The 24,682-nt window shown below is 70.5% G+C and carries 18 protein-coding genes, 4 tRNA genes and 1 riboswitch; of the genes, 14 read left to right on the top strand and 8 right to left on the bottom strand.

The annotated features are described in order from the left end of the window. Positions 1 to 20: 20 nt before the first annotated feature. The 5 genes from JLI01S_RS05440 to JLI01S_RS05420 all read right to left on the bottom strand — a co-directional run bounded on the left by JLI01S_RS05440 (position 21) and on the right by JLI01S_RS05420 (position 4,316). The gene (locus JLI01S_RS05440) at positions 21 to 623 is read right to left on the bottom strand and encodes a hypothetical protein (protein ID WP_068261204.1); all 603 of its coding nucleotides are present in this window, start codon (positions 621 to 623) and stop codon (positions 21 to 23) included. Between the two features lie 3 nt (positions 624 to 626). Next, complete coding sequence (locus JLI01S_RS05435) at positions 627 to 1,349, bottom strand: enoyl-CoA hydratase/isomerase family protein (protein ID WP_068261201.1); 723 nt, start codon at positions 1,347 to 1,349, stop codon at positions 627 to 629. Positions 1,350 to 1,420: 71 nt separating this feature from the next. Beyond that, positions 1,421 to 2,464, bottom strand: coding sequence for an ABC transporter substrate-binding protein (locus tag JLI01S_RS05430; protein WP_068261198.1), 1,044 nt, complete (start codon positions 2,462 to 2,464; stop codon positions 1,421 to 1,423). After that, positions 2,461 to 3,261 (bottom strand): ABC transporter ATP-binding protein, encoded by an 801-nt coding sequence (locus JLI01S_RS05425; RefSeq protein ID WP_068261196.1) that lies wholly within the window; start codon positions 3,259 to 3,261, stop codon positions 2,461 to 2,463. The genes JLI01S_RS05430 and JLI01S_RS05425 overlap by 4 nt, the downstream gene beginning before the upstream one ends. Next, positions 3,258 to 4,316, bottom strand: coding sequence for a FecCD family ABC transporter permease (locus JLI01S_RS05420; protein WP_068261193.1), 1,059 nt, complete (start codon positions 4,314 to 4,316; stop codon positions 3,258 to 3,260). Before JLI01S_RS05420 ends, JLI01S_RS05425 begins: the two co-directional genes overlap by 4 nt. Before the next feature lie 40 nt (positions 4,317 to 4,356). Further along, a riboswitch (cobalamin riboswitch) is annotated at positions 4,357 to 4,538 on the bottom strand. Between the two features lie 66 nt (positions 4,539 to 4,604). On the opposite strand from JLI01S_RS05420, the gene JLI01S_RS05415 reads away from it, so the two are divergent. Beyond that, positions 4,605 to 6,296 (top strand): S8 family peptidase, encoded by a 1,692-nt coding sequence (locus JLI01S_RS05415; RefSeq protein ID WP_169797290.1) that lies wholly within the window; start codon positions 4,605 to 4,607, stop codon positions 6,294 to 6,296. 42 nt (positions 6,297 to 6,338) lie between these two features. On the opposite strand, the gene JLI01S_RS05410 is transcribed toward JLI01S_RS05415, so the two are convergent. Then, a tRNA-Lys gene (locus JLI01S_RS05410) sits at positions 6,339 to 6,413 on the bottom strand. A 137-nt stretch (positions 6,414 to 6,550) separates the two neighbouring features. Between JLI01S_RS05410 and JLI01S_RS05405 the strand changes: the two genes are divergently transcribed. Beyond that, positions 6,551 to 7,807 (top strand): NAD(P)/FAD-dependent oxidoreductase, encoded by a 1,257-nt coding sequence (locus tag JLI01S_RS05405; protein WP_068261187.1) that lies wholly within the window; start codon positions 6,551 to 6,553, stop codon positions 7,805 to 7,807. Positions 7,808 to 7,887: 80 nt separating this feature from the next. Further along, positions 7,888 to 9,000, top strand: coding sequence for an acyltransferase family protein (locus JLI01S_RS05400; protein ID WP_068261185.1), 1,113 nt, complete (start codon positions 7,888 to 7,890; stop codon positions 8,998 to 9,000). A 21-nt stretch (positions 9,001 to 9,021) separates the two neighbouring features. Here the strand turns inward: JLI01S_RS05400 and JLI01S_RS05395 are convergent, their stop codons facing one another. After that, entirely contained in the window at positions 9,022 to 10,278 is a 1,257-nt protein-coding gene (locus JLI01S_RS05395) for a DUF445 domain-containing protein (RefSeq protein ID WP_068261182.1), read from the bottom strand. Positions 10,279 to 10,319: 41 nt separating this feature from the next. Between JLI01S_RS05395 and JLI01S_RS05390 the strand changes: the two genes are divergently transcribed. The 8 genes from JLI01S_RS05390 (at position 10,320) to JLI01S_RS05355 (ending at position 17,919) form a co-directional block, all read left to right on the top strand. After that, positions 10,320 to 11,756 carry a GuaB1 family IMP dehydrogenase-related protein gene (locus JLI01S_RS05390; protein ID WP_068261180.1) on the top strand — a complete coding sequence of 479 codons (1,437 nt, stop codon included), beginning with the start codon at positions 10,320 to 10,322 and terminating at the stop codon, positions 11,754 to 11,756. 4 nt (positions 11,757 to 11,760) lie between these two features. Continuing rightward, positions 11,761 to 12,807: a PHP domain-containing protein gene (locus tag JLI01S_RS05385; protein WP_068261177.1), complete on the top strand. Its 1,047-nt coding sequence runs from the start codon at positions 11,761 to 11,763 to the stop codon at positions 12,805 to 12,807. 189 nt (positions 12,808 to 12,996) lie between these two features. Beyond that, entirely contained in the window at positions 12,997 to 14,835 is a 1,839-nt protein-coding gene (locus JLI01S_RS05380; RefSeq protein ID WP_084349216.1) for a polysaccharide pyruvyl transferase family protein, read from the top strand. Then, positions 14,825 to 16,741, top strand: coding sequence for a polysaccharide pyruvyl transferase family protein (locus JLI01S_RS05375; RefSeq protein WP_068261171.1), 1,917 nt, complete (start codon positions 14,825 to 14,827; stop codon positions 16,739 to 16,741). The genes JLI01S_RS05380 and JLI01S_RS05375 overlap by 11 nt, the downstream gene beginning before the upstream one ends. Next, positions 16,738 to 17,541, top strand: a complete 804-nt coding sequence (locus JLI01S_RS05370; protein WP_068261167.1) for a glycosyltransferase — start codon at positions 16,738 to 16,740, stop codon at positions 17,539 to 17,541. The genes JLI01S_RS05375 and JLI01S_RS05370 overlap by 4 nt, the downstream gene beginning before the upstream one ends. A 97-nt stretch (positions 17,542 to 17,638) precedes the next feature. Next, positions 17,639 to 17,711, top strand: a tRNA-Glu gene (locus JLI01S_RS05365). Positions 17,712 to 17,742: 31 nt separating this feature from the next. Beyond that, positions 17,743 to 17,816, top strand: a tRNA-Asp gene (locus tag JLI01S_RS05360). 26 nt (positions 17,817 to 17,842) lie between these two features. Beyond that, positions 17,843 to 17,919 (top strand) — tRNA-Phe (locus JLI01S_RS05355). A gap of 93 nt (positions 17,920 to 18,012) precedes the next feature. Here the strand turns inward: JLI01S_RS05355 and JLI01S_RS05350 are convergent. Next, the gene (locus tag JLI01S_RS05350; protein ID WP_068261164.1) at positions 18,013 to 18,474 is read right to left on the bottom strand and encodes an FAD synthase family protein; all 462 of its coding nucleotides are present in this window, start codon (positions 18,472 to 18,474) and stop codon (positions 18,013 to 18,015) included. Between the two features lie 180 nt (positions 18,475 to 18,654). Between JLI01S_RS05350 and JLI01S_RS05345 the strand changes: the two genes are divergently transcribed. The 3 genes from JLI01S_RS05345 to JLI01S_RS05335 all read left to right on the top strand — a co-directional run bounded on the left by JLI01S_RS05345 (position 18,655) and on the right by JLI01S_RS05335 (position 24,653). Further along, positions 18,655 to 19,518 (top strand): glycosyltransferase family 2 protein, encoded by an 864-nt coding sequence (locus tag JLI01S_RS05345; RefSeq protein WP_068261161.1) that lies wholly within the window; start codon positions 18,655 to 18,657, stop codon positions 19,516 to 19,518. Between the two features lie 114 nt (positions 19,519 to 19,632). After that, positions 19,633 to 21,249, top strand: a complete 1,617-nt coding sequence (locus JLI01S_RS05340; protein WP_068261156.1) for a stealth family protein — start codon at positions 19,633 to 19,635, stop codon at positions 21,247 to 21,249. Positions 21,250 to 21,254: 5 nt separating this feature from the next. Then, positions 21,255 to 24,653, top strand: coding sequence for a CDP-glycerol glycerophosphotransferase family protein (locus JLI01S_RS05335; RefSeq protein ID WP_245634535.1), 3,399 nt, complete (start codon positions 21,255 to 21,257; stop codon positions 24,651 to 24,653). The last annotated feature ends 29 nt before the right edge of the window (positions 24,654 to 24,682 follow it).

Below are 24,682 nucleotides of genomic sequence, written 5' to 3'. Positions count from 1 at the left end.
CTGGTCCTGACGCGCCGAGGTCAGTCGAGCGCGCCGCGCCGCCACAGGCGAGCGCTGGCCTCCAGGTCCTCCGCGGTGGTCACCATCGCCGCGGCAGCAGCGACGTCCCCGTCCTCGAGGTGGGCGCGGCCGGTGGCCACCACACGACAGAAGGCTCCCGCGCGCTCCAGGGCCACTGCCAGGTCGCCGTCGAAGACGCCCCCGAGGATCCGGTCCGACAGGTCCTTGACCTCATCGGTGCCCGGCGGGTCCACGACACCGGCGATGACATGGCTGACCTGGGCGACGACCAGTCCTGCCGCGTACTCGCGAGCAGCGACCTCCGGGTTGCGCTGGATCCATGCCCGGAGCACGTAGACACGCCACAGCGCCCCCGGCAGGCTGCGCGCAGGACGGCCCGCCCACAGCTGGGCCAGCGTGTCGATGCCCAGGTCCTCGACGAGCCGCACCAGGCGCGCCGTCGTCGCCGGTGAGGAGTCGCCACGGCCGGCCTCGACGACCGTCGCGGCCGCGGCATGCGCCGCCGCTGCGGTCTCTGCGGGGTCGGGCATGGTGCCGCCGTGGGCCTCCATGGCGTCCGGCCCGAAGTGGAGCGGGCGGCGGGGCTTGCCCGGCTCGCCCACGACTCAGCCCTTGCTGCGGGTGAGGAGGGCGCGCACGAGGGTGACGGCCTCGGACTGGGACAGCTCGGTGCGTGAGGTCTCCCACGAGGCATGCAGCAGGCGACGCATCTCGGAGTTGGCCCACAGGTGCTTGCCGCCGAGGTTGTCCGCCGCATCCTTGAGGGCGGCGACGATGTCGCCGTCCGGGGCGAGCTCAGCGATCCCCCAGTCGTCCGCCGTCGACGCGTCGAGGGTGCGGCCCCCCAGGCCGAACGCGAGCGCGCGCTGCTGGCCGATGGCTCGCGGCAACAGCCAGGCCAGCCCCGGGTCAGGGGCACCCGTGCCGCCCTTGGGCGCGACGCAGAAGGTCGCGTCATCGGCACAGAACGCCAGGTCGCCCGCGAGGACGAGCCCCAGGCCGGAGCCCATGGCCCGGCCGTGCACGCCGACGAGGACCAGCTTGGTCGAGGAGTTGAGCAGCGAGAAGAGCTCCTCGAGCGCGGCCGCGAGCTCGAAGACCGCGGTCGTCGGGTCGTCGGCTGCCTCAGCGTCGCTCGTGTCGGAGCCGAGGCAGAAGTCCTTGCCGTTGGCGGTCAGCGTCAGGATGTCGACATAGGGGTCGCCCAGCGCACGCTCGACCTGCTCGCGCAGGGCGCGAGCCATCTCGAGGTCGAGCGCATTGCCGGCCTCGGGCCGGTCGAGGACGATTCGGGCCAGGCGGTCGGATGCTTCGTACGTAACTCCCACGCCCTCAACCTTAGCCATCGACGCCGGCAACGCCCATGGGTGTGGCGCGTGCCTCCCTTCGCCTGCTGCACTCATGGCTGGAGGTCGTGCTGCGGCTCGATCCCGCTCTCGGGGACGAGGTCGTGCTCCTCGAGCGTGGCCCGCAGCTGTTCGGCGGCGTCGATGTTGAGCGGGCTGCTCGTCCAGGCGGAGATCGGCAGGTTGACGAACCGCTCCTCCAGGACGGCCGGCAAGTCCTTGGTCGCGGGGTTGCTCTTGAGCACCTTGACCTTGTCCTCGAAGCTCTGCCCGTCGTAGTCGACGAAGGCGAAGGCATCCGGCTCGGACGAGACGAGCTGCTCCCAGGAGACCTCGGTCCACGTGTCCTTGACGTCCTCCGTCGCGTTGCGGCCGCCGGCCGTCTCGATGATCGCCTGGGGGCCGCCGTAGGCGCCGGACGTGAAGATCTGCTGGGTGCCGGAGTCGAAGAGGAAGACGGTGGGCGCATCCGCCGCCTGCGGGGCGTCGTCGAGCGCGGTGCGTCGACGGTCGATGTCCGCGTTGACCTGCGCGGCAGCATCGACCCGCCCGGTGATCGCGCCGAGGTTGTGGATGTCTGCCCGCAGCGCCTCCCACGGCGGCATGGTGCCGCGCCGGCCATCGGCCTGACGGCAGCTCTCCGAGAGGACGTAGCCACCGATGTCCCGGTCGGCGAGCAGGTCGGGGGTGAGCTTCTTCTCCTCCGAGTACCCGTAGCTCCAGCCCGCGAGCACGACATCCGGCCGTTGGGCGATGACATTTTCCATCGTCGGGTGATCCGGGGTGGCTTCGGTCAGCCCGTCGACGACATCGGCGCCGTAGACGCTCGACAGCACCGGCTTCGTGTCGTCGAGGCCGACCACGCCGGCGACCTGGTCCTGCGCGCCGAGCGCCAGGACCATCGCGAGCAGATTGCCGTCGCCACCCACGTACATCCGCTGCGCGGGTGCGGGGAAGGCCACCTCCGCACCGCAGTTGGTGACGGTCACCTGCGTCGAGGCCGAGGTGGACCGGGCGTCGCTGCCGGTGCCGCAGGCGGCCAGCAGCCCTGCGACGAGGAGGGCGGCGCCTGCGCGCACGGGACGAAGGGGGGTCATGCCGGGACCTTTCGTGGGGCGGGGACGGACGCTCCGGCTCCGAGGACCAGGTGGACCCGGCCGGTGGCCGGGTCGGTGAGCTGGGCGGCCTCGACGCCGAAGACCAGCCCGATGGTCTGCGGGGTGAGCACCTCGGTCGGCGTGCCGACCGCGTGCAGCCGGCCCTCGTGGAGGACGGCCACCCGGTCGAAGTGCGTCGCCGCCAGGGACAGGTCGTGGACGGCGGCGAGGACCGTGCGGCCCAGCCCGCGGACGGTGTCGAGGAGCTGGACCTGGTGGTGGATGTCCAGGTGGTTGGTCGGCTCGTCGAGGACGAGCAGGTCGGTGCCCTGGGCGAGACCCCGGGCGAGCATCACCCGACGGCGCTCGCCGCCCGACAGGTGCTGGCAGGGGTGGTCGACATGCGCCGCCATGCCGACGGCGGCCAGCGCATCGAGGACGAGACGGCGCTCTCCCTTCGCCCCGACGGACCACGGGGGTCGGTGAGGGATGCGTCCCATGGCGACCATCTCCCCGACCAGGAGGTCCTCGGGTGGCCCGTCCTCCTGCCCGACGTGGGCCATGAGACCTGCACGCTGGCGCGGTGTGAGCGCGGCGAGGTCCGTGCCGTCGACGTGCACGGAGCCACGGGCCGGCGCTCGCAGGCCCGTCAGGGAGCGGATCAGCGTGGACTTGCCGCTGCCATTGCGACCGACGAGCGCGACCATCTCGCCACGCTCGATCTCGAGGTCGACATCGGAGACGATCGGACGGCCGTCGATCGAGCAGGTCAGGCCACGGCTGGTGAGGTGGCTCATGCGTCGCCTCCGGAGTAGGTGTAGTGCCGTCGCCCGAGGAGCAGGAGGAAGATCGGGGCCCCGACGATCCCGGTGACGACGCTCAGCGGGATCTCCTGCGGTCGCACGACGACCCGGGCGGCGACGTCGACCCAGAGCATGAGGAGCGCACCGCCCACGGCGGCGACGGGCAGGACATTGCGGTGGAGCGCACCGACGAGGATCCGGGCGAGGTGCGGCACGACGAGGCCGACGAAGCCGATCCCACCCGAGACGGCGACGAGCACGCCGACGAGCACGGACGTGAGGACGAAGAGCCCGATCCGCAGCCCCTTGACCGGCACCCCGAGCGTTGCCGCGACGTCCGCGCCGGCGGCCAGCGCATCGAGCCAGGCGTGCAGCGCCATGAGCACCCCCGTCGCGACGACGACGACGATCACGGACGGCAGGATCTGGTCCCAGACGGAGCCCGAGAGGCTGCCCAGCAGCCAGAAGAGCACCGACTGCGTCGCCCGCGGGTCGGCGCTGAAGAAGACGAGGAAGCTCGAGACCGACGAGAAGGCGGCGGACATCACCACGCCCGTCAGGACGAGACGAAGGGGGGTGATCCCGCCCTGCCACATGGAGACGCCGAAGACGAGGCCGGTCGCGGCGAGCGCTCCGGCGAGCGCGCCGAGCGAGAGCGCCCAGATCCCGAAGCCGCTCAGCACCCCGAGCACGATGACCAGGGTCGCGCCGACGCCCGCCCCGGAGGAGACACCCAGGAGATAGGGGTCAGCGAGCGGGTTGCGCACGAGGGTCTGCATGCAGGCACCCGCCATGGCCAGACCCGCTCCCACGACCATCGCCATGATGACGCGGGGCGCACGCAGCTCCCAGACGATCGTGTCGTAGGTGGGGTCGGGCCCGGGGGCGCCGGTGAGGCGGGCGCGCAGGACGTCGATCACCCCCGACACGGCGAGCGGCTCGGAGCCGAGGGCGAGCGACGCGACGGCGCTCACGAGGGCGAGGCCGACGAGCGTGACGACCAGCGGGGTCGCGGGGACGCGACGGCCGCCGGGGCGGTTGTGGGACACGGAGGTCTCCAGTGCATCGGGGGCCTGATCGCGAGGCCCGGTCGGATGAGACGAGCCAGCAGGTTTTCGGACTCGGGATCGACCCGACGGGGTTCCTTCCCGGACCTCTCGGTCCAGTGGTTCCTACCCCGTCGGTCACCCATACCGCTGCGCGACAGCTCCGGACTCTCACCGGATTCCCTTTGCACTGGTGTGCGTCTGACTCGCTGGCGACAGTACGCCATGGGCCGGGAGGCGGGCCACCTCCGTCCGTAGACTGCGACGACGCACCGATCGATGGGGATGCACATGCAGGCACGCAGGACCTGGGGCGCGCTCGTCGCGCTGACGATGACCGTGGGCGGGTGCTCCCTCGTGGGAGGCGACTCCTCGACGGCAACGAGCTCGAGCTCGAGCGCGGATCCCGCGCCGTCGAGCGCTCCCACGGACACCGCCGTGCAGACCTTCGCTCCCCCGCGTGAGGGACGCGACTGGGTCGTCGTCGCGGAGGACCCCGCGGCCACCCAGGACATCGCGGACGCCCTCAAGGGCGACGGGCTGGCCCTCACCTCGATCAACACCTCGATCGGCATGGTCACCCTGCGCAGCAGCGACGACGACGTCGAGCAAAGGGCGAAGGGGGTCGACGGCGTCTCCGCGGCCGTCACCGACCGCAATGCGGACTGGACACCGGACGACCCGCAGGTGCCGACGGCCGGCGACCTCACCCCGGCGACGGACATCCCACCGCCGCCCTCGGCCCCTGACGGCGGGGACCCCTTCGACGGGTGGCTCTGGGGCACGCAGGCCATCGACGTGGCCGGCGCGCACGAGGTGACCACAGGACGGCGCGAGGTGCGGGTCGGTGTCATCGACACCGGCGTCGACGCGAGCCACCCCGACCTGGCGCCGGTGCTCGACACTGGGCTGTCGCGCTCCTTCGTCACCGACATGCCCGACATCGACGGGCCCTGCGAGGTCGACAGCTGCGTCGATCCCGTCGGCACGGACGACGGTGGGCACGGCACCCATGTCGCCGGCACCATCGCCGCCGCGGCCAACGACCTCGGCGTCACCGGAGTCGCGCCGGGCATCACACTCGTGGACCTGCGCGCCGGACAGGACTCGGGCATGTTCTTCCTCGGCCCGACGGTCAACGCTCTGACCTATGCCGCTGACCAGCGCCTCGACGTGGTCAACATGAGCTACTACGTCGACCCGTGGATCATCGCCTGCCGCGGCGGGGCCGACGGGGACTCCCCCGAGCAGGCCGCCTTCCAGGACGTCGCGATCGAGCTCATGCACCGCGCCTACGACGTCACCGACGAGGCCGGCGTGACCATCGTCAGCTCGGCCGGCAACGAAGGCGCGGACGTCGGGGCCAGGGGCCAGGACGGGACGAGCCCCAACTACGGCGGGGCCGCCCACGACCGCACGGTCGACCCCCAGGGTTGCGAGCGCCTCCCCCTCGACGGCGAGCACGTCATCGGCGTCGCGTCCGTCGACGAGGGCGACGTCCGCTCCACCTTTTCCAACTGGACCTCGGACCCGAGCGACGACCGGGTCGACATTGCCGCTCCCGGCGGCCAGGAGAGCGATGGCCGCGGCGGCATCCTCTCGGCCATGCCGCGTGCCCTCGCCCGCACCGAAGGTGCGATCGACGACGAGGGCCGGGTGACCGAGAGCGGCAACCAGCGAGTCGTGCGCGCCTGCCCCGACGGCATCGGCGCCACCGACCCGGACCCCGACGAGCGCTGCGGTCTCTACACCTGGCTGCAGGGGACCTCGATGGCCTCCCCACACGTCGCCGGGACGGCGGCCCTGGTCATCAGCGCCCATGGGGAGCGCATGCGCCCCGAGGACGTGGCGGCGAAGCTGCAGGAGACGGCGACCGACCAGCCCTGCCCCGCGGACGAAGGCGTCGTCACATGTGCGGGCACGACGCAGCGCAACGGGATCTTCGGAGAGGGCGTCGTCGACGCGGCTGCGGCGGTGAGGTGAGGGGATCCCCCTTCGGCCGCCGTGGTGGGCCCCGTGGTGTGGTGGTGGGCCCCGTGGGACTCGAACCCACAACCTACGGATTAAAAGTCCGCAGCTCTACCATTGAGCTAGAGGCCCCACCGGGCACAGCGTAGTCGTAGCCGACCCCCGCCCCGCGACGCCGATCCGGGTGCACTTTGCCACGGCCCTGTGACGTGGGGCACAGTGGGCTGGTTGCCGTGGAGACCCTGCGGCCCGATGCCCGAGAGGACGCCATGAGCACCCCCACCCCCGCCCCCCAGAAGGTCGCCGTCATCGGCGCCGGCATGGTCGGACTGTCGACCGCGTGGTTCCTGCAGGAGCACGGGGTCGAGGTCGAGGTCTTCGATCGTGACGGCGTCGCCGCTGGCTCGTCATGGGGCAACGCAGGTTGGATCACGCCGGGCATCTCCACGCCGCTTCCGGACCCCGCGGTCCTCTCCTACGGGATCAAGGCGGTCATCTCCCCCGCGTCGCCCGTCTACGTCCCGGTGACCGGCGACCCGCGGCTGCTGAAGTTCCTCGCGACCTTCACCCGCAACAGCACGATGCGACGCTGGAGCCGCTCGATGCGCGCCCTCGTCCCGATCAACGGGCACGCGCTGCCCGCCTTCGACGACCTGGCCGCCGGTGGCGTGAGCTCCACGGCGCACGATGCGCAGTCCTTCATCGCCGGCTACGAGACCCGCGCCGACTCCGAGTTCCTCCTCACCGAGCTCGAGCACATCGCCGACTCCGGTCAGGACGTCGGCTTCGAGCTGCTCACCGGTGACGAGGTCCGGGCCGCCGAGCCGACCTTCTCCGAGCGCATCGGCGCCGGCATCCGGCTGCTCGGTCAGCGCTACCTCAACCCCGGCGAGTACGTCGCCGCCCTCGCCGACTCCGTGCGGGCTCGTGGCGGCAAGATCCACGAGGGTGCCCGCGTCACCGGCATCACCGACGAGACCAAGGGGGTGCGCCTGGCTCTCGACCAGGCCGGCACCCAGTCCTTCGACCAGGTCGTCGTCGCGACCGGCACCTGGCTGGACGCCCTCGTCCGCCCCTTCGGCGTGCGGATGCACGTCCAGGCAGGACGCGGCTACAGCTTCAGCGTCCCGATCGACCACCAGCCCAAGGGGCCGATCTACCTGCCCGCACAGCGCGTCGCCTGCACGCCGCTCGGGGACCGCCTGCGGGTCGCCGGGATGATGGAGTTCCGCAAGCCCGAGGCAGCGCTCGACCCGCGGCGCATCGAAGCGATCGTCGACGCGACCCGCCCCTACCTCACGGGCATCGACCTCGACGACCGGCAGGACGAGTGGGTCGGCTCGCGCCCTTGCACCTCCGACGGGCTGCCCCTCATCGGTGCCACGACCTCGCGCCGCGTGCACGTCGCCGGCGGTCACGGCATGTGGGGCATGACGCTGGGCCCGGCCACGGGACGGCTGCTCGCCCAGACGATCATGACGGGCCGGCCTGCCCCCGAGCTGACCCCCTTCGACCCGCTGCGCTGATCGGCGGCACGTCGGGGCGGGTGAGGCAGACCACCCTCCCCGACATGCTTGGCCGTTATCGTTCCGTTACCGTCGAGGGGATGCCTTCTCCCGTCGACAAACTCCTGACCAGCCGTGACAACTCACTCAATGCCGTCCGGCTCTGCCTCGCAGCGGCGGTCATCCTGGCCCACTCCTGGCCGCTCGGCGGCTACGGGGCCAACGCCATGGAGCGGCTCGGCGCGGTGGGGGTCGACGGCTTCTTCGCCCTGTCCGGCTTCCTCATCGCCGGCAGCCGGGTGCGCAACGACTTCCGGACCTACATCACCCGCCGTGCGCGGCGGATCTTCCCCGGCTTCTGGGGCTGCCTGCTCGTCACCGGCTTCGTCTTCGCACCACTCGGCGGGATCATCGGCGGCCATGGGTGGAACCCCGCGCACTCGCTGTCCTATGTCCTCGACAACGCGACCCTGTGGATGACCAACCCGGCGATCGGCGGCACCCTCGCCGGCGCACCCAACCCGGGCATGTGGAACGGCTCGCTGTGGACCCTCATGTACGAGTTCGCGGCCTACCTGCTGTGCGGGGCAGCGCTCGGCATCGTCTGGGTGCGCCGCCACCTCGTGACCTCGGCCGCCATCGCGACCGTGGCCCTGCCCGTGCTCAGCTGGTGGGTCGGCGACCTGCCCGGCACGGGGCACATGCTCACCAGCGCCCTGCGGCTCTTCTCCTTCTTCGCCGTCGGGGTACTCGCCTATGCGCTGCGCGACCGACTGCACACCACCACGCCCCTGACGATCGCTGCGGTCGCATGCGTCACGGTCCTGGGCATCACTGACGAGTCCGCGCTCAACCTGCTCTCGCCGATCCCGCTCACCTACGCGCTGCTGCACATCGGCAACACGTGGAAGACGTCGATCGCGGCCAAGGAGGACCACTCCTACGGCCTCTACGTCTACGGCTGGCCGGTGCAGCAGGTGCTCGGCATGCTCGGGCTCGGGGCCCTCGTCCCGGTCCCCGTGTTCGCCGCGGTCTCCTTCGCCTGCACCCTGCCGCTGGCGCTCGCCTCGTGGCGCCTCGTCGAGCGACCGGCGATGCGTGCCACGCTCCCCTCGCTCCCCGCCCGTTCCACCGGAGACCTACACCCGGCCGACATGCCCGTGCACCTGCCGGAGCACATCCACCAGCGCGCCACCTTCGCCGCGCACCGCTGACACGGGCAGACCGCCCGGGACTCAGGCGATGAGCACGCTCAGCGAGTGGATCGCCAGGCCGGCGAGCGCGCCGACGACGGTGCCGTTGATCCGGATGAACTGCAGGTCCCGCCCGACGAAGAGCTCGATCCGCTCGCTCGCCTCGTCGGCGTCCCAGCGCTCGACGGTCACCGAGATGACCTCGGCCAGCTCGTCGCCGTAGGTGTTGACGAAGAAGGCCACGATCTCGCCCAGGTGGGTCTCCAGACGCTCCTGCCAGACCGCGTCGTGCTCGAGGTGATCGCCGAGGTGGGTGAGCAGCTCGTCCCCGCGCCGCCAGAAGTAGGACCCCTCGTCGGCCATCGCCCCCATGAGCGAGGTCCGCAGGGACTGCCACACCGCCACCGCACTGGTCGGCACCTGCGGGTGCGCCAGCAGCCGCTCCTTGAGCGCCTCGGCACTGGCCATGACCTCGGGGTCGTGCTGCAGGTCGCGGGCGAGTCGGGTCAGCAGGTCATCCAGCGCGGTCCGGGCCGGATGATCGGCGTCGTGGCGCATCTCGTCGAGCCAGGTGAGCGCCTGCCGGTAGGTCCAGTCGATGACCTTGTCGTCGACCCACTCGGGGGTCCACCACGGCGCCTTGTCCCCGACGACCTGCTTGAAGAGGTCCGGGTTGTCCGTCAACCACCGCTGGATCTCGTCGATGCCGAGGTCGACGATGCCCTTGTGGCTCCCCCCTTCGACCACGCCCTCGAGGAGTGAACCGGCGATGGGGCTGATCGGCTCCTGCGCCAACCGCGGGAGCAGCAGCTGGCTGAGGAAGTCGTGGACGTCGTGGTCCTCGATGCGCTCCAGCGCCCGCGTCCCGCCGCGGGTCGCCTCAGTGAGGACGCGCTGGCGGTGTGACGGCTCCGCCAGCCAGGCCCCGAGCCGCTCGGCGATGTGGGCCGTGGCCAGGCGGTCGCGGGCGATCTCCTCGGTGAGGAAGTTGTCCGCGACGAACTCCTGCAGGCTGCGCCCGAGCTCGTCCTTGCGCTTCTTGACCAGCGCCGTGTGCGGGACCGGGATGCCCAACGGGTGGCGGAAGAGCGCCGTCACGGCGAACCAGTCCGCGAGCGCGCCGACCATCGCGGCCTCGGCGGCGGTGTTGACGTAGCCCCACACGCCCGCGTGGTCCAGGCGCAGGGTCACGACGTAGACGACGGCCGCGAGGACGAGCAGCCCCGTCGCCAGGGTGCGCATGCGCCGCAGACCGGCGCGGCGGCGCTCGTCGGCAGGGGTCTCTTGCAGGAAGCTCACGTCCCAGATCTTCCCCCATGGCCCGGCCTAGACTCGCCATCGTGGACTTCCTCAACGGCCTGATGCCGCAGCTCGACCTGACCTACGACGACGTCTTCATGGTGCCGCGGCGCAGCGACGTGGCCAGCCGCCACGGGGTCGACCTGGCGACCAGCGACGGGACCGGCACCACGATCCCGCTCGTCGTCGCCAACATGACGGCGATCGCCGGGCGGCGGATGGCGGAGACGACGGCCCGGCGCGGAGGCCTGACGGTCATCCCGCAGGACATCCCGGTCGAGGTGGTCGCCGAGGTGATCTCCTTCGTCAAGGGGCGCGACCTCGTGCACGACACCCCGATCACGCTGGAGCCCAGCACCACGGCTGGCGAAGCCCTCGCCCTGATCAACAAGCGCGCCCACGGCGCCGGGGTCGTCGTCGAGGACGGCCGCCCGGTCGGCGTGGTCACCGAGCGTGACCTCGAGCGGGTCGACCGCTTCACCCAGGTCCGGGATGTCATGTCCCCCGGCCCGATGACGCTCTCCGCCGATGCCGACCCGCGCACCGCCTTCGAGGAGCTGCACCGCGCCCGTCGTCGGGTGGCTCCGGTCGTCGACGCGGACGGCCGGCTCGTCGGCATCCAGACGACGAAGGGAGCGGTCCGCGCCAGCATGTACACCCCCGCTCTCGACGGGCAGGGCCGACTGCGCATCGCCGCAGCGGTCGGGATCAACGGCGACGTGAGCGGCAAGGCCGCCGCGCTGCTCGAGGCGGGCGCCGACGTGCTCGTCGTCGACACCGCCCACGGCCACCAGACCAAGATGCTCGACGCCCTCGCCGCCGTGCGGGCGCTGGACCCGCAGGTACCGATCGTCGCCGGCAACATCGTCTCGGCGGCCGGCACCCGCGAGCTCATCGAGGCGGGCGCTGACATCGTCAAGGTCGGCGTCGGGCCCGGCGCGATGTGCACGACCCGGATGATGACCGCCGTCGGGCGTCCTCAGTTCTCCGCGGTCCTCGAGTGCGCCGCGGCCGCGCGCGAGCTCGGCAAGCACGTCTGGGCGGACGGCGGCGTGCGCCACCCACGCGATGTCGCGCTCGCCCTCGCCGCCGGTGCCAGCAATGTGATGATCGGCTCGTGGTTCGCCGGGACCCTCGAGTCCCCCGGCGACCTCGTCACCGACTCCGACGGTCGGCGGTACAAGGAGTCCTTCGGGATGGCCTCCGCACGCGCGGTACAACACCGCACGGCGGCAGACTCCCCCTTCGACCGGGCGCGCAAGGCGCTCTTCGAGGAGGGCATCTCCAACTCTCGGATGTACGTCGACCCGGCCGGACCGGGTGTCGAGGACGTCATCGACGAGATCATCGGCGGCGTGCGCAGCTCGTGCACCTATGCCGGCGCCACATCGCTCGAGGAGTTCCACGAGCGCGCGCTCGTCGGCCTGCAGTCCACCGCCGGGTTCGCCGAGGGCCGCCCCCTGCACACCTCGTGGTGACGTCGTGAGGTCCCTCGAGCCGCTGCAGGCACCCGTCGACCCGATCGAGGCACTGCGTCGCGTCGGTTTCCTCCTCGAACGCTCCCGGCAGCACAGCCGGCGCGTGGAGGCCTTCCGCGGCGCGGTCCAGGTCCTGCGCGACCTGGACCCGGGAGAGGTCGAGCAGCGGGTCGAGGCCGGCACGATCACCGATCTCGCAGGCATCGGCAAGTCCACCGCCGGCGTCATCGAGCAGGCTGTGCGGGGCGAGCTGCCCGACTACCTCGTCACCCAGCAGGAGGAGCACGGGGGGGCCCTCGTCGAGGGTGGCGAGACCTACGCCGAGGCGATCATCGGTGACTGCCACCTGCACTCGGACTGGTCCGACGGAGGTAGCCCGATCGACGAGATGGTGCTCACCGCCGTCGAGCTCGGTCAGGAGTGGATGGTCCTCACCGACCACTCCCCACGCCTGCGGATCGCCAACGGACTGTCTGCTGAGCGCCTCTCGCGCCAGCTGGACCTGGTCGCCCGGATCGACGACTCGCTCGGGGACGCCTTCACCCTCCTCGCCGGCATCGAGGTCGACATCCTCGACGACGGGTCGCTGGACCAGACCGAGGAGATGCTCGGTCGGCTCGACCTCGTGACCGCCTCGGTCCACTCCAAGCTGAAGATGGGCCGGGACGCGATGACACGCCGGATGGTCGCCGCGGTCAGCAACCCGAGGGTCAACGTCCTCGGTCACTGCACCGGCCGCCTCGTGACCGGTGGGCGTGGCACCAGGCCGCAGAGCGACTTCGATGCCCGCGCGGTCTTCGAGGCCTGCGCGGAGCACGACACGGCGGTCGAGATCAACTCCCGGCCCGAGCGCTGCGACCCGCCCGACGAGCTCATCGAGCTGGCGCTGGAGATCGGCTGCCTCTTCGCCGTCGACTCGGACGCGCACGCGCCGGGTCAGCTGGAGATGAAGGCCTACGGCGCCGAGCGCGCCGAGCGCCTCGGGGTGCCTCTGGAGCGCATCGTCACGACCTGGGACGTCGAGCGCGTCCGGTCGTGGACCCGGGGCTGAGCTCGTCCCACCGGCTGGCCACCTGGACGACACGCCGCAGACACTTTGGTGAGGGAACCTTCGGCGGGGCAACCACCGGTCCGCCGCTGCGCTGGGCACAATCCAGTGATACGGGAGCGATGGTCGCCTGCCCCCCGCACGAGCACACCCTGACCGAGCACTGTGCACGAAAGAGGCCAAGAGTTCCCGATGACAGCAGACACCCTGACTGTGCGTGACGACATCGTCGTCTGCTCCTTCTACACGGACGACGACTACTACCGAGCGCACGCCGACACGCTGCGCGGCAATGTCGCGGGGCTGGGTGTACAGCTGGAGCTCGAGGAGATCCACAAGGGACCCGACGACGACTGGGCCGACCTGACCCGGCGCAAGATCGGCTTCCTCAACGGTGTGTGTCTGGCCAACCCGGACAAGCGCGTCTACTGGATCGACGTCGACTGCTCGCTCCTGGCCTTCCCCGAGTTCATCGCCTCGACGACCGCCGACCTCATCGGCTTCCAGCGCGGCTTCGGGACCCCCTCGTCAATCGGCTACCTGTCCAAGACCCGCTTCTGGGAGCCCTGCTTCTTCGGGATCAACACCACGCCTGCTGCCCGCAAGTTCATGGCCGACGCCGCGACCTTCGAGCGCGAGATGGACATCAAGGCCACCGACGACTACTTCTTCGAGGAGTCGTGGCGCGCCAACGGCGCCAACATGACCTTCCAGATCATCCCGTCTCCGGCGATGCTCTCCAAGGCGCAGCCCGACAGCGGCATCACCCCCTTCTTCTCCTTCGGCGCGAGCGGCAATGTCGCCGAGTTCAAGCTCAAGGTCGAGCAGCACTCCGCGATCGGCGGCACCGCCGGTGCTGTCGGCGGTGCCCTCATCGGCGCCATGTCCGGACGGACCGCTGCCAAGCACGTGGCCCTCCAGGCCGCCAAGCGCGTCGAGCGCGCCCTGCCGACCGAGGCCGCGCACCGCCTGCGCCGCATCGCCGACCGGACCGGTATGACCCACCGCCTCACCGCTCACACCGCCGGCCCCGGGAGCACCGGGCCGAGCACCCAAGCCAAGCTCGTCAACTGGATGATCTCGTCCGGCCAGAAGGGTGACGCGGCCGCCGTCGAGAACTTCTACGGCAAGATCGAGGACCGCATCGTCCCCGGCAAGCCGGAGATCGCTGCCAAGGAGGTCGCCAACTCCTTCGCGCACTACGCCTCGCCCGAGCGCCCGGGCACACCAGTGACGCTCGCGTGGTGGGTCAAGCCCTTCCCCGGCAACTTCGGCGACTGGCTCAGCCCGCTCGTGCTCGCACACGAGACGCCCCACCCGGTGCGCTACGTCCCGACGACCGCCAAGACGAGCGACCCGCACCTCTTCGGCATCGGGTCGGTGGGCCGCTTCATCAAGCCCTCCTCGATCGTCGTGGGGACGGGCATCAGCACGACCGAGCACCTGCTCGAGGGCAGCGCGTCGTACCACTCGGTGCGTGGTCCGATCACGGCCCAGTCGCTGCGCGACTCCGGCGGACCCGATGTCGAGTCCTTCGGCGACCCGGGCGTGCTGCTGCGTCGGGCCGTCCCTCTCGAGCGCGGTGAGACGACCGGCCGGGTGACGCTGGTGCGTCACTTCACCCACGCCAATGTCCCGCTCGTGCTGCCGGACCACGTCGACGAGCTCGACGTGCGGATGTCGCACCCGTCGAGGATCCAGGGGTTCCTCGAGCAGCTCGTCGGCTCCGACTACGTCCTCACCAGCGCGATGCACGTGATGATCGCCTGCCACAGCTACGGCATCCCGTGTGGGCTGATCAACTTCGAGGGCCTCCAGAACGCCGTCCCCGGCACAGGCATCAAGTACGCCGACTACAGCCGCGGTGCAGGGCTCGACAGGGACTACGACCCGCAGCTCATCCGCTTCGACCTGACCAAGATCTCGCTCGAGGACCTCGTGTCGCAGGTCCGCCTGAGCGACGACAAGCTCGACGAGGTGGAGCAGGCCATGCGTGGCGGCGTGGAGGAGTACCTTCGCCGTGCCGAGTGACCAGGTGGTCGCCACGGCCGGGTCGACGTCCCTGACGTCGCCCCCCGCTCACGAGAGCACGTGGCGCCACCTGCGAGAGGTCTTCCAGCGCCTCTTCCCCACCCCGGGAGCGAAGGGGGAGGCCGCCGGCCTCGCCCTCGTTATGGCCAGCGTCCCCGTGATGGAGATGCTCGTCATCCGGATGTTCACCCACCTCATCACGACGGGCGCGCAGACCCTCCAGCGCGACCCGGGCGCGATCGTGCGCAGCGGTGCGCTCTTCTTCGTCCTCTTCGCAGGGGCCCGGGTCGTCCACCACGTCGTGAAGATCGCCCGGATCGCGGTCTTCCGCCGCCGCTTCGAGACCTCCTTGGCCGATCGCAACCGCGCCCAGGAGAGCTGGGACTGGGCGATGGCGCTCGAGCTGTCCAACCAGATGGTCGGCGTCGTCCAGATCATCGCCCTCGCGGCCCTCATCGCGGTCCTCGACCCGGTGACCGGCCTGGTCAACGCCATCTCGGCCGCCACCGTCCTGGCGATCATCGTCTGGCTCTTCTCCCGGCACCTGGGGCTCCAGCGCGACTACGTGGCCATGGGCAACCATCCGGGGACCATCTCGGTCGGAGAGCGCATCGGCACGCGGATCCGCACCTCCGAGCTCGGCGGCATCATCGGCAGCCTCGGCCTGGTCGTCACCCTCGTGTGCGTGCTGCAGCGCACCGTGCACGGTGAGGTCTCGGTCGGCGACGCCGTCGTCTTCCTCCTCGCCGGCCGCATTGCCTTCGGCCAGGTCGGCAACCTCTCCTCCTCGATGATGCGCTTCGCCCGCGCCTCGGCCCGCGCCAACACCACGCTCGCCAAGGCCGCCCGCGCGCGGCCCTCGAGCGAACAGCTGCAGCAGACGATCCCGGCCTCGAAGGCCCCTGTGTGGCTGCTGGCGGCCGGGCAGCGGGGGGACCGCGCGATGATCGCGACGATCATGGAGCGGGTCGGCCCCGAGGCGCGGCGGAGCGAGGCCGTCACCGGGGCGCAGGCGGCCGCGACGTCGTTCGCCGCGCACCTGACGGCCCACCCGGGGAGCGAGCCGATCCCGCTCGCGTGGTGGCCCAAGCCCCTCCCCGGCAATGCCGGTGAGTGGATGAGCCCGCTCGTGGTGGGCACGCACGCGCAGCGCGGCATCAGCTATGTCTCGCCGACGTCGTCTCCCACCGAGCCCCACCTCGTCGGCCTCGGCTCCCTCGGGCGCCTGATCACCCCGTCGTCCGTCGTCGTCGGGACGGGCATCAGCTCCACCGCCCACCCGATGACACCCGACGCGACCTACATCTCGCTCCGCGGCCCCATCTCCGCCGACCGCCTCGCGCGACAGGGCGGCCCGACCATCGATCGCTGGGGGGACCCCGGCCTGCTCCTGAGGCGTCTCGTCCCGCTCGAGCGGGGCGAGGGCAATGGCCGCGTCGCTCTTGTCCGGCACCCCCTCCACGCGAGTGCTCAGCTCGTCACTCCCGACGACGTCGACGACATGACGCTGCTCTTCAGCCACCCGGACGAGGTCCGCGCCTTCCTCGCCTCGCTCACCGACCACGACGCCGTGGTCACGAGCTCCCTGCCGGTGCTCGTGGCCTGCCACAGCTACGGCATCCCCGTCGGCTTCGTCGGCCTCCACGGCTTCGACCCGGCACGCGCCGACGGACCCCTCAAGGTCGAGGACTACGCCCTGGGCGCCGGCGTCGAGGTCGCCCTCGACATCCCCCACCTACCGCTCGATCTCACGGGGATCGACCTGCGGGCCCTGACCACGCCCGTCCGGGTCGGCGACGACACGCTCGACGAGGTTGCTGACGCACTCACGGAGGCCATCGACATCGTGATCGAGAACCTCTCCCTGCACGATGATGACGACGAGGACGACGAGGACGACGCATGAGCCTGACGACCACCAGCCCCATGAGCAGCTCCACGAGCAGCGCGCTGTCCCAGCTGACCATCGGCTGGTCGAGCCTGGCCGAGCGCACCGGCGCGATCACCATCCCGGACGGCGCGGACGAGGTCGAGGTGATCGTGGCCGTCCAGGGCGGGCTCGACCGGGTCCACCCCCTCCACGGGTGGGACCGCCTGATCGACGTCCCGGGTCGAGGAGTGGCCCGCAGCCGCAACGCGGTCATCGAGGCCACCACCCGCCGCTACCTCCTCTTCTGCGACGACGACGTGCAGGTCGACCTCGAGGGTGTCGCGGCCGGGATCGAGTACCTCTCGAGGTCGGGTTCCGCCTTGGCCCTGGGCCTGGGGACGACCCCTGACGGGGTGGTGCGCAAGCGGCGGCCCATGGGCGGTCGAGAGAGGCTCACGAGCTTCTCCGCGGCCCGCGCAGCGACCTACGAGATGCTCGTCGACGTCGAGCAGGTCAAGGCGGCAGGCGTTCGCTTCGACGAGCGCTTCGGCGCGGGCGTCGATCTCTATCTCGGCGACGAGTACCTCTTCATCTTCGACCTCTTCCGGGCTGGGCGGCGAGCGGACGCCATCGACCACGTCTACGGCATCCACCCGGCCGACAGCTCGGGTCACCGATGGGGCGCCGGCGACGCCCGGGTCCGCGCGGCGGTGCTCAACCGGGCCTTCGGCTGGAAGGCCCCGATCGTCCGTCTGGCCTTCGCCAACCGGCACGCCGAGAAGCTCGGTGGATGGCGCGCAGCCGCGCGATTCGCCCTGGACGGAACCCGTCCGTGAAGCCGTTTTGGCGTTCGGCCAGATCTTTCGTATGCTTTCCGAGTCCTCGACGGATTCGGGTGCTGCCTGCTGCGTAGCGAGGGGTTCTCGAAGACGGGTCCCCATCGTCTAGCGGCCTAGGACCCCGCCCTTTCACGGCGGTAGCACGGGTTCGAATCCCGTTGGGGATACGCAAGAAGCACGAAGCCTTGTACGACACAAGGCCCTGTAGCGCAGTTGGTTAGCGCGCCGCCCTGTCACGGCGGAGGTCGCGGGTTCGAGTCCCGTCAGGGTCGCTCGCTGGTCCAGTCCGGACCGGCTCGGCCAGGTAGCTCAGTTGGTACGAGCGTCCGACTGAAAATCGGAAGGTCGGCGGTTCGACCCCGCCCCTGGCCACCATCAAGCCGTAGGTCCTCACCGACCTACGGCTTCGGCATGTGTGCAGCCAAGGAGCGCCCGCGGGTGGTGGTCACCACCACGCGAGCGCATGCGTCAGCTGAGCTCCTTGACGATCTGGCCGATGTTGTCGATCGTCCGCTTGAGCTCCTCGACGTGGCGGGCGTCGAAGGCGCTGAGGACGCGCTTCATCTCGGTCGTGGAGATGCCATCGGTCCGGGGCAGGTACACGACCTCGATGTCGTCGGAGATGTCGTCGAACTTGCCCGTCCAGTCCGCACCCATCCCGAGGATGTCCACGTCGTAGGTGACGATGTCCTCAGCCTTCTGGCTCCACCGGTCCTCGGGGATGGCCAGGTCGACGTCCCTGATGTTCTGGACGATCTCGAGGCGCTGCTCGAAGGGCACGATGGGCCGCTTGCCCTTGATGGCGTTGAACTCGTCCGTGGACACCCCCACGATCAGCCGGTCCCCGAGGGCACTCAGCCGCTTGATGATGTTCAGGTGTCCGATGTGGAAGAGATCGAAGGTGCCATACGTGATGACGGTCTTGCCCATGGGTGAATACCTCGTAACGACGCTCGGGGCTGCAGCGCCCCAGTCTATGGCGACCGGTCCCACCGTCGTGGGACGCCGGCGACCGGGACTCGGGCCGCAGCATTACCCCCTTCCCACCCCAGCCAGTAGGGTCGAAAGTCGATCCCGTTCGAGAGGACCCCACATGCTCAGGTTGTCGACGTGACCCCCACAGTCGACGTCATCGTCCTCACGCAGGGCGATCGCCACACCGAGACCCTGCGCGCCCTGGACTCGGCGCGGGCGCAGGAAGGGGTGGCCGTCACCCTGATCCTCGTCGGCAACGGGTGGCAGCCCCAGGGGTTCGCCGACGACGTCCACACCGTGCACCTCCAGGACAACGTCGGCCCCGCGGAGGGGCGCAACATCGGGGTCGAGCACGGAACCTCGGAATTCGTCTTCTTCCTCGACAACGACGCCTGGCTCCCCGACACCACCTCCTTCGCCCACGCCGTGGCGCGCTTCCGAGCCGACCGACGGCTCGGGCTGGTGCACGCCCGGGTGGCCGACACCGACGGCGTCACCCTGCGGCGGTGGATCCCCCGGGTGTGGACCGGCGACCCGGACAGGGGCAGTCCCGCATTCGCGATCGCCGAAGGGGTCGTGGTGATCCGGCGTCAGGCCTGGGAGGAGACCGGAGGCTACCCCGGCGTGTTCTTCTTCGGGCACGAAGGGATCGAGCTGGCCTGGCGTCTGCGCGACCACGGCTGGGAGCTCACCTACGACCCGTCCGTCCTCATCCACCACCCCGCCACCGAGGCCACCCGGCACAGCCTCTTCTGGCGTCTCAACGCTCGCAACCGCGTGTGGGTCGCGCGTCGCAACCTCCCGTGGCCCCTCGCCGTCGTCTACGTCGGGTCCTGGACTGCCATAACGATCGCCCGCAACTGGCGCCGGCCCACGGACCTGCGGCAGTGGTTTCGCGGCTTCCGCGAAGGAATCACGACGGACCCCGGAGGGCGCCGACCCATGAGGTGGCGGACGGTGTGGAGGCTCGTGCGCCTCGGGCACCCGCCAGTCATCTGAGCGTGCGCGGGCGCCCGTGTGCCACCGTGTCGGAATGGACCGGAGGGCCGCCCTCGACGACAATCGACGTCACGTCCTCCCACCCACGTGCCCGAGGATCGTCCCGATGACCGCATGACCGCCGACGAAGGGATCCAGGACGTGCTCGCGGACTTCAGCGCCACAGCTCGCAACCACGTCCGGTCGTTGCGTGACGGGACCCGCACCGTCTCCCTCGACGGCAGGTCAGACGGTGACACCGTCCGGGTGCGGAGCGGCCGGTCCCTGCTCACCGCCCGCATCGTCGAGCGGTTCGACGCCTGGGCCCTGCGGGACCGGTGTCGTGACGAGGTCGCCGCCGCGCTCGCCCGCGCCGGCATCGACCACCTCGGGCTCGACAGCCCGCAAGAGCAACCGCACCGAGTCATCGTCTCGGCCGCGGACGCCCACCGCGTCCCAGACGCCTTGTCGCCGCTGGCGGCGCGACCCGAGCTGCACGTCGCCCCCATCCACGGGACCCGGCGATCGCCGGCGCGACCGCTCTCCCGCCTGGCCTCCGTCCGACCGGGCGATGTGGTCCGGATCTTCTCCGCCCAGGTCTCCCGAGCCGGCCGGCTGCTGCCGACGGCCGATCTGGGCGTCGACCTCGAGGTGTGGGAGCAGGTCAGCACGCCCCGCATGTCGCCGGACGGGCCGCTCCTGCCGACCGGCAGCCTGGTGGCCCCCCGCACCAACTCGCACGCTCGCTTCCTGCCGCCCGAGGCACTCACCGGCGCCCCCGCTCCGGGGGCCTGTGCACCGCTGGAGCAGGTGACCTTCCCCATCGACATCGTCTACACGTGGGTGGACGCGGACGACCCCGACTGGCAGGCGGACTTCGCCGCCGCGCGCCGGGGTGACGACGACGCGGCGGCGCACACGAGCGCCCGGTCCTCGTCGCGCTTCACCAGTCGCGAGGAGCTGCGGTACTCGCTGCGGTCCGTCGCCGCCTACGCCGGCTGGGTCCGCAGGATCCACATCGTCACCAACGGCCAGGTGCCGGCGTGGCTGGACACCGACCATCCGCAGATCCACCTCGTGCACCACGCGGAGATCTTCCCCGACCGCACGCATCTGCCGACCTTCAACTCGCACGCGATCGAGGCCAACCTCCACCGCATCCCGGGTCTGGCGCAGCACTACCTGTACCTCAACGACGACGTCTTCCTCGCGCGTCCTCTGCGGCCGGAGCAGTTCTTCACCGCCAGCGGGCTGCTGAGGTACTTTCCGTCCATGATCCCCGTCGAGGATGGCGCGGCCGATGCTGCAGACCTCCCGGTGGTCGCTGCCTTCAAGAACGGTCGTCGGATCATCGAGGACAGATTTGGCCGACGTCCGATGACGCGGCCCCGACACACGCCGCACCCGCAGCGCAGGGACGTCCTCGAGGAGATCGACGCCGCCTGCCCCGAGGTCGTGGAGCGCACGAGCGCGTCCCGCTTCCGACACCCCAGCGACGTCTCCCTCGCCGCGCAGCTGCAGGCCTTCTGGGCGGCTGCCACCGGCCGTGCCGTCCCGGCCGACACCCGGTACGAGTTCATTGACATCGGCGACCCGGGCAGCGACCGGCGCATCGACCGGATGCTCGTGCGCTCCGACCTCGACTCCTACTGCCTGAACGAGACCCACACCGACGACCCCGCCCTCGCCCAGCAACGCGTCGACCGGATCGTCGCCGCGCTCCTGCCCTTCCCCTCCCCCTACGAACGTTGAGCCGCATGCCAGTCCCCGCCCTCCTCGCCCACAAGGCCCTGCTCCTGCGCCGCGAACGACGCCGGTCCCGGCCGCCGACCGTCGGGCCGTACTCGCGCATCCACCTGGACATGCAGCAGACCGGCAGCACGATGAGCGTCGAGGCCCTCACCGGGCCGTCGCTGCACCTCCACGAGGTCTTCGTCCTCATCGCCGACGAGTGGATCCGCCTCGGCTCCTGGCAGTCCGAGCAGACGACGGTCCTGGGTGAGGCGGCCGTCCGTCACCGCACGAGCTTCGACCTGGACATCGTCGCGCCGGAGGTCCTGCCCGATCCGGGCGACCCGGACGAGGAGCCCGAGCAGGGCGCCAAGACCTCCGTCTGGATCTCGGTGACGGAGGACCGTGAGCGTCCGCCGCGGTACGCCACCGAGGTCGTTCAGGAGGACGAGGTCCTCAGCTACCGGGTCCCGCTCGGTCGTTTCCAGCGTACCGCCGAGCCGGTCTTCGCGCCCCTGACCAACTCGGCGGGGCAGTCCGTGCTGCCGTACGTCAACCGCAACGGCCACCTGGCCCTGGTCATCGACCAGGAGATCAGCCCCAACCTGCGCGTCGAGGTCTCCCACCTGCGCATCGAGGACGGGCGTCTCGTGCTCGCCGGCGCGCTCGCGTCCCGGCACACCGTCCTCACCGGCGCCGAGCTGCAGCTCGTCGGCCGGGACGGGGCCTTCCAGTCGAGCAGCCCGGCGCGGATCACCACGGACCCCATGCGCTCGGTCCGCACCTTCGGCGGCCACTTCTACGAGTTCTCCACGGAGCACGACTTCCTCCGTGACCTGGTGGACGGGATCGGCAAGGACACGATCGGCGACCTGTGGATCCAGGCGACGACGACCGATGGCCAAGTGGTGCGCGGCCGGGTCGGGCGCACCCCGTACCTCGTGCGCAAGGGGACCAACGACGGCTGGGTGGCGTCGGGCGACACCACCTTGGCCATCACGCCCTACTTCACCTTCAAGGCGAAGTTTCCCTCGCTGCACCTGGAGCTCTTCCCCACCGACGCCCACAAGCGGCTGCGCGGCCTCATGCGGCCCGGGTCCTTGTCGCTGCACCGGCTGCGTCCCGGCTCCAAGCCGGTCTGGCTGCTCGGCGAGCGCCCGTACAAGGCCCAGGACAACGGCCTGCACCTCTTCCGCCACCTGCGCACGCACCATCCCGAGATCGACGCGTACTACGTCATCGAGGAGGACTCCCCGGAGCGGGCCAACCTCGAGGGGCTCGACCACGTCCTCGACTTCAAGTCCTTGGAGCACATCGAGACCTGCCTGCGCGCGGACCGTCTCGTGGGCACCCACCACCCCAACTTCCTCTACCCAGCCCGCACCCCGCGCTTCGCCCGCAAGATGAAGGCCCCCAAGGTCTTCCTCCAGCACGGCGTCATGGGGACCAAGTGGATGGCCCTCAACTACGGCAAGCGGGTCACCTCCTTCGAGACCGACCTCTTCCTCGTCTCCTCCGAGCGCGAGAAGGAGTACATCGTCCAGGACTTCGGTTACCAGCCCGACGAGGTCGCGGTGACGGGCCTGGCCCGTTTCGACACCCTCTTCGACGGGTCCATCGCCCCGGTCAAGGGGCAGATCCTCGTGCTGCCGACCTGGCGGGACTGGTTGCAGGACCCGGATGCCTTCACACAGACCGAGTACTTCGAGCAGTGGCACGGTCTCCTCACGGACCCACGGCTGTCGGCCCTCCTGGCACGGCACGACGCCAGCATCGTCTTCTGCCTGCACCCCAACATGCAGCAGTTCAGCCACCACTTCCACGCCCCGGGCGTCACGGTGGTCCACCAGGGAGATGTCGATGTCCAGGACCTGCTCAAGCAGAGCGAGGTCATGATCACCGACTACTCGAGTCCCGGGTTCGACTTCTCCTTCCTCGACAAGCCCGTCATCTACTTCCAGTTCGACGTCATGCGCTTCCTGGGCCGCTGGGGGAGCCACCTCGATCTCGGCAACGAGCTGCCCGGGCCCATCGCCCACGACCGCGACCGTGCCCTCGACCTGCTGGACGACACCCTCGCGCGTGGGGGAACGATCGAGCCGAGGTACGCGGCCCGGGCCGCACGCTTCCTCACCCACCGTGATCGCGACAACAGCGAGCGGATCATCGACGCGGTCCGCGGCGCGCGGCGCGACCGCTCGTTCGTGGGCGCGGTCACGGGTGCCGAGCTCCCCCAGCTCGTCCTGCAGCGCGCTCGCCGCAGCCAGCAGTACTTCCCGGTGATGCGGCGGCTCTTCGCCCTCGCCCGGCTGCTGCCGGCCCGGGAGGCCATCCTCTTCGAGAGCGGCATTGGTCGTCAGTACAGCGACAGCCCCCGCTACATCTACGAGGAGCTCGTGCGCCGCGAGGACCCTCGTCACAAGGTGTGGGTCTACGACAAGTCGATCCCGGTGTGGGAGCCCAACCTCACCGTCGTCAAGCGGCTGTCACCGGCGTACTTCTGGCACCTCGGACGCTCGCGGTACTGGGTCAACAACCAGAACTTCCCCCACTACATCCGCCGTCGCCGCGACGGCGTCTATCTCCAGACGTGGCACGGCACGCCGCTCAAGCGCATGCTCCACGACCTCGACGAGGTCGTGGGTCGTGACGAGGGCTATGTCGATCGCGTCACCAACGCGGTGGCCCAGTGGACCACCCTGCTGTCGCCGAGCCCGTACGCGACGCAGGCCTTCCGGTCTGCGTTCCAGTACGACGGCGATGTCCTCGAGGTCGGTTATCCGCGCAACGACATCCTCTGCGCGCCGGACAGCTCCACCCTCGTCGAGCAGGTGATGCAGCGGCTGCAGCTGCCCGAGGGCAAGCGGATCGTCCTGTACGCCCCCACCTTCCGCGACGACTCCAAGGGGCGGCGCGGGTTCTCCTTCGAGCTGCCCTTCGACCTGGAGCGCTTCGCGCAGGAGATGGGTGACGACGTCGTGCTGCTCCTGCGCATGCACGTCCTCATCGCCGACAAGCTGGTCGTGCCCAAGCACCTGCGGCACCGGGTCGTCGACGTGTCGAAGTACCCGGACATCCAAGAGCTCTACCTCATCAGCGACGTCCTGGTCACCGACTACTCGTCCGTCTTCTTCGACTTCGCGCTTCTCGAGCGTCCCATGGTCTTCCACGCGTACGACCTCGACAAGTACCGCGACCAGCTGCGCGGCTTCTACCTCGACTACCCGAGCGAGGTGCCCGGGCCCATCACCACGACCGAGGACGAGCTGTACACGGCCCTGCGCACCAGCCTCGCCCCCGGCGGCACAGACCGCTCGCTCATCGATGCCTTCATCGCGCGGTTCGCGCCGCACGACGACGGTCACGCCGCCGCCCGTGTCGTGGACTCCGTCCTCGCCCCGCCGGAGGCGCACGACCAGGGGTGATCCGAGGAGCGGCGGGTTGCCCCCTTGGC

The organism is Janibacter limosus NBRC 16128 (assembly GCF_001570985.1).
In the GTDB taxonomy this organism is placed as follows: Bacteria; Actinomycetota; Actinomycetes; order Actinomycetales; family Dermatophilaceae; genus Janibacter; species Janibacter limosus.
The sequence above is the reverse complement of the archived record's forward strand: the minus strand, read 5'-3'. Positions and strand labels throughout refer to the sequence as shown.

Excerpts from the sequence above, each read along its gene's own strand:
- JLI01S_RS05430 (WP_068261198.1), bottom strand. The coding sequence starts at position 2,464 with ATGACCCCCCTTCGTCCCGTGCGCGCAGGCGCCGCCCTCCTCGTCGCA.
- JLI01S_RS05425 (WP_068261196.1), bottom strand. The coding sequence starts at position 3,261 with ATGAGCCACCTCACCAGCCGTGGCCTGACCTGCTCGATCGACGGCCGT.
- JLI01S_RS05415 (WP_169797290.1), top strand. The coding sequence starts at position 4,605 with ATGCAGGCACGCAGGACCTGGGGCGCGCTCGTCGCGCTGACGATGACC.
- JLI01S_RS05405 (WP_068261187.1), top strand. The coding sequence starts at position 6,551 with ATGAGCACCCCCACCCCCGCCCCCCAGAAGGTCGCCGTCATCGGCGCC.
- JLI01S_RS05400 (WP_068261185.1), top strand. The coding sequence starts at position 7,888 with ATGCCTTCTCCCGTCGACAAACTCCTGACCAGCCGTGACAACTCACTC.
- JLI01S_RS05380 (WP_084349216.1), top strand. The coding sequence starts at position 12,997 with ATGACAGCAGACACCCTGACTGTGCGTGACGACATCGTCGTCTGCTCC.
- JLI01S_RS05370 (WP_068261167.1), top strand. The coding sequence starts at position 16,738 with ATGAGCCTGACGACCACCAGCCCCATGAGCAGCTCCACGAGCAGCGCG.
- JLI01S_RS05350 (WP_068261164.1), bottom strand. The coding sequence starts at position 18,474 with ATGGGCAAGACCGTCATCACGTATGGCACCTTCGATCTCTTCCACATC.
- JLI01S_RS05340 (WP_068261156.1), top strand. The coding sequence starts at position 19,633 with ATGACCGCCGACGAAGGGATCCAGGACGTGCTCGCGGACTTCAGCGCC.
- JLI01S_RS05335 (WP_245634535.1), top strand. The coding sequence starts at position 21,255 with ATGCCAGTCCCCGCCCTCCTCGCCCACAAGGCCCTGCTCCTGCGCCGC.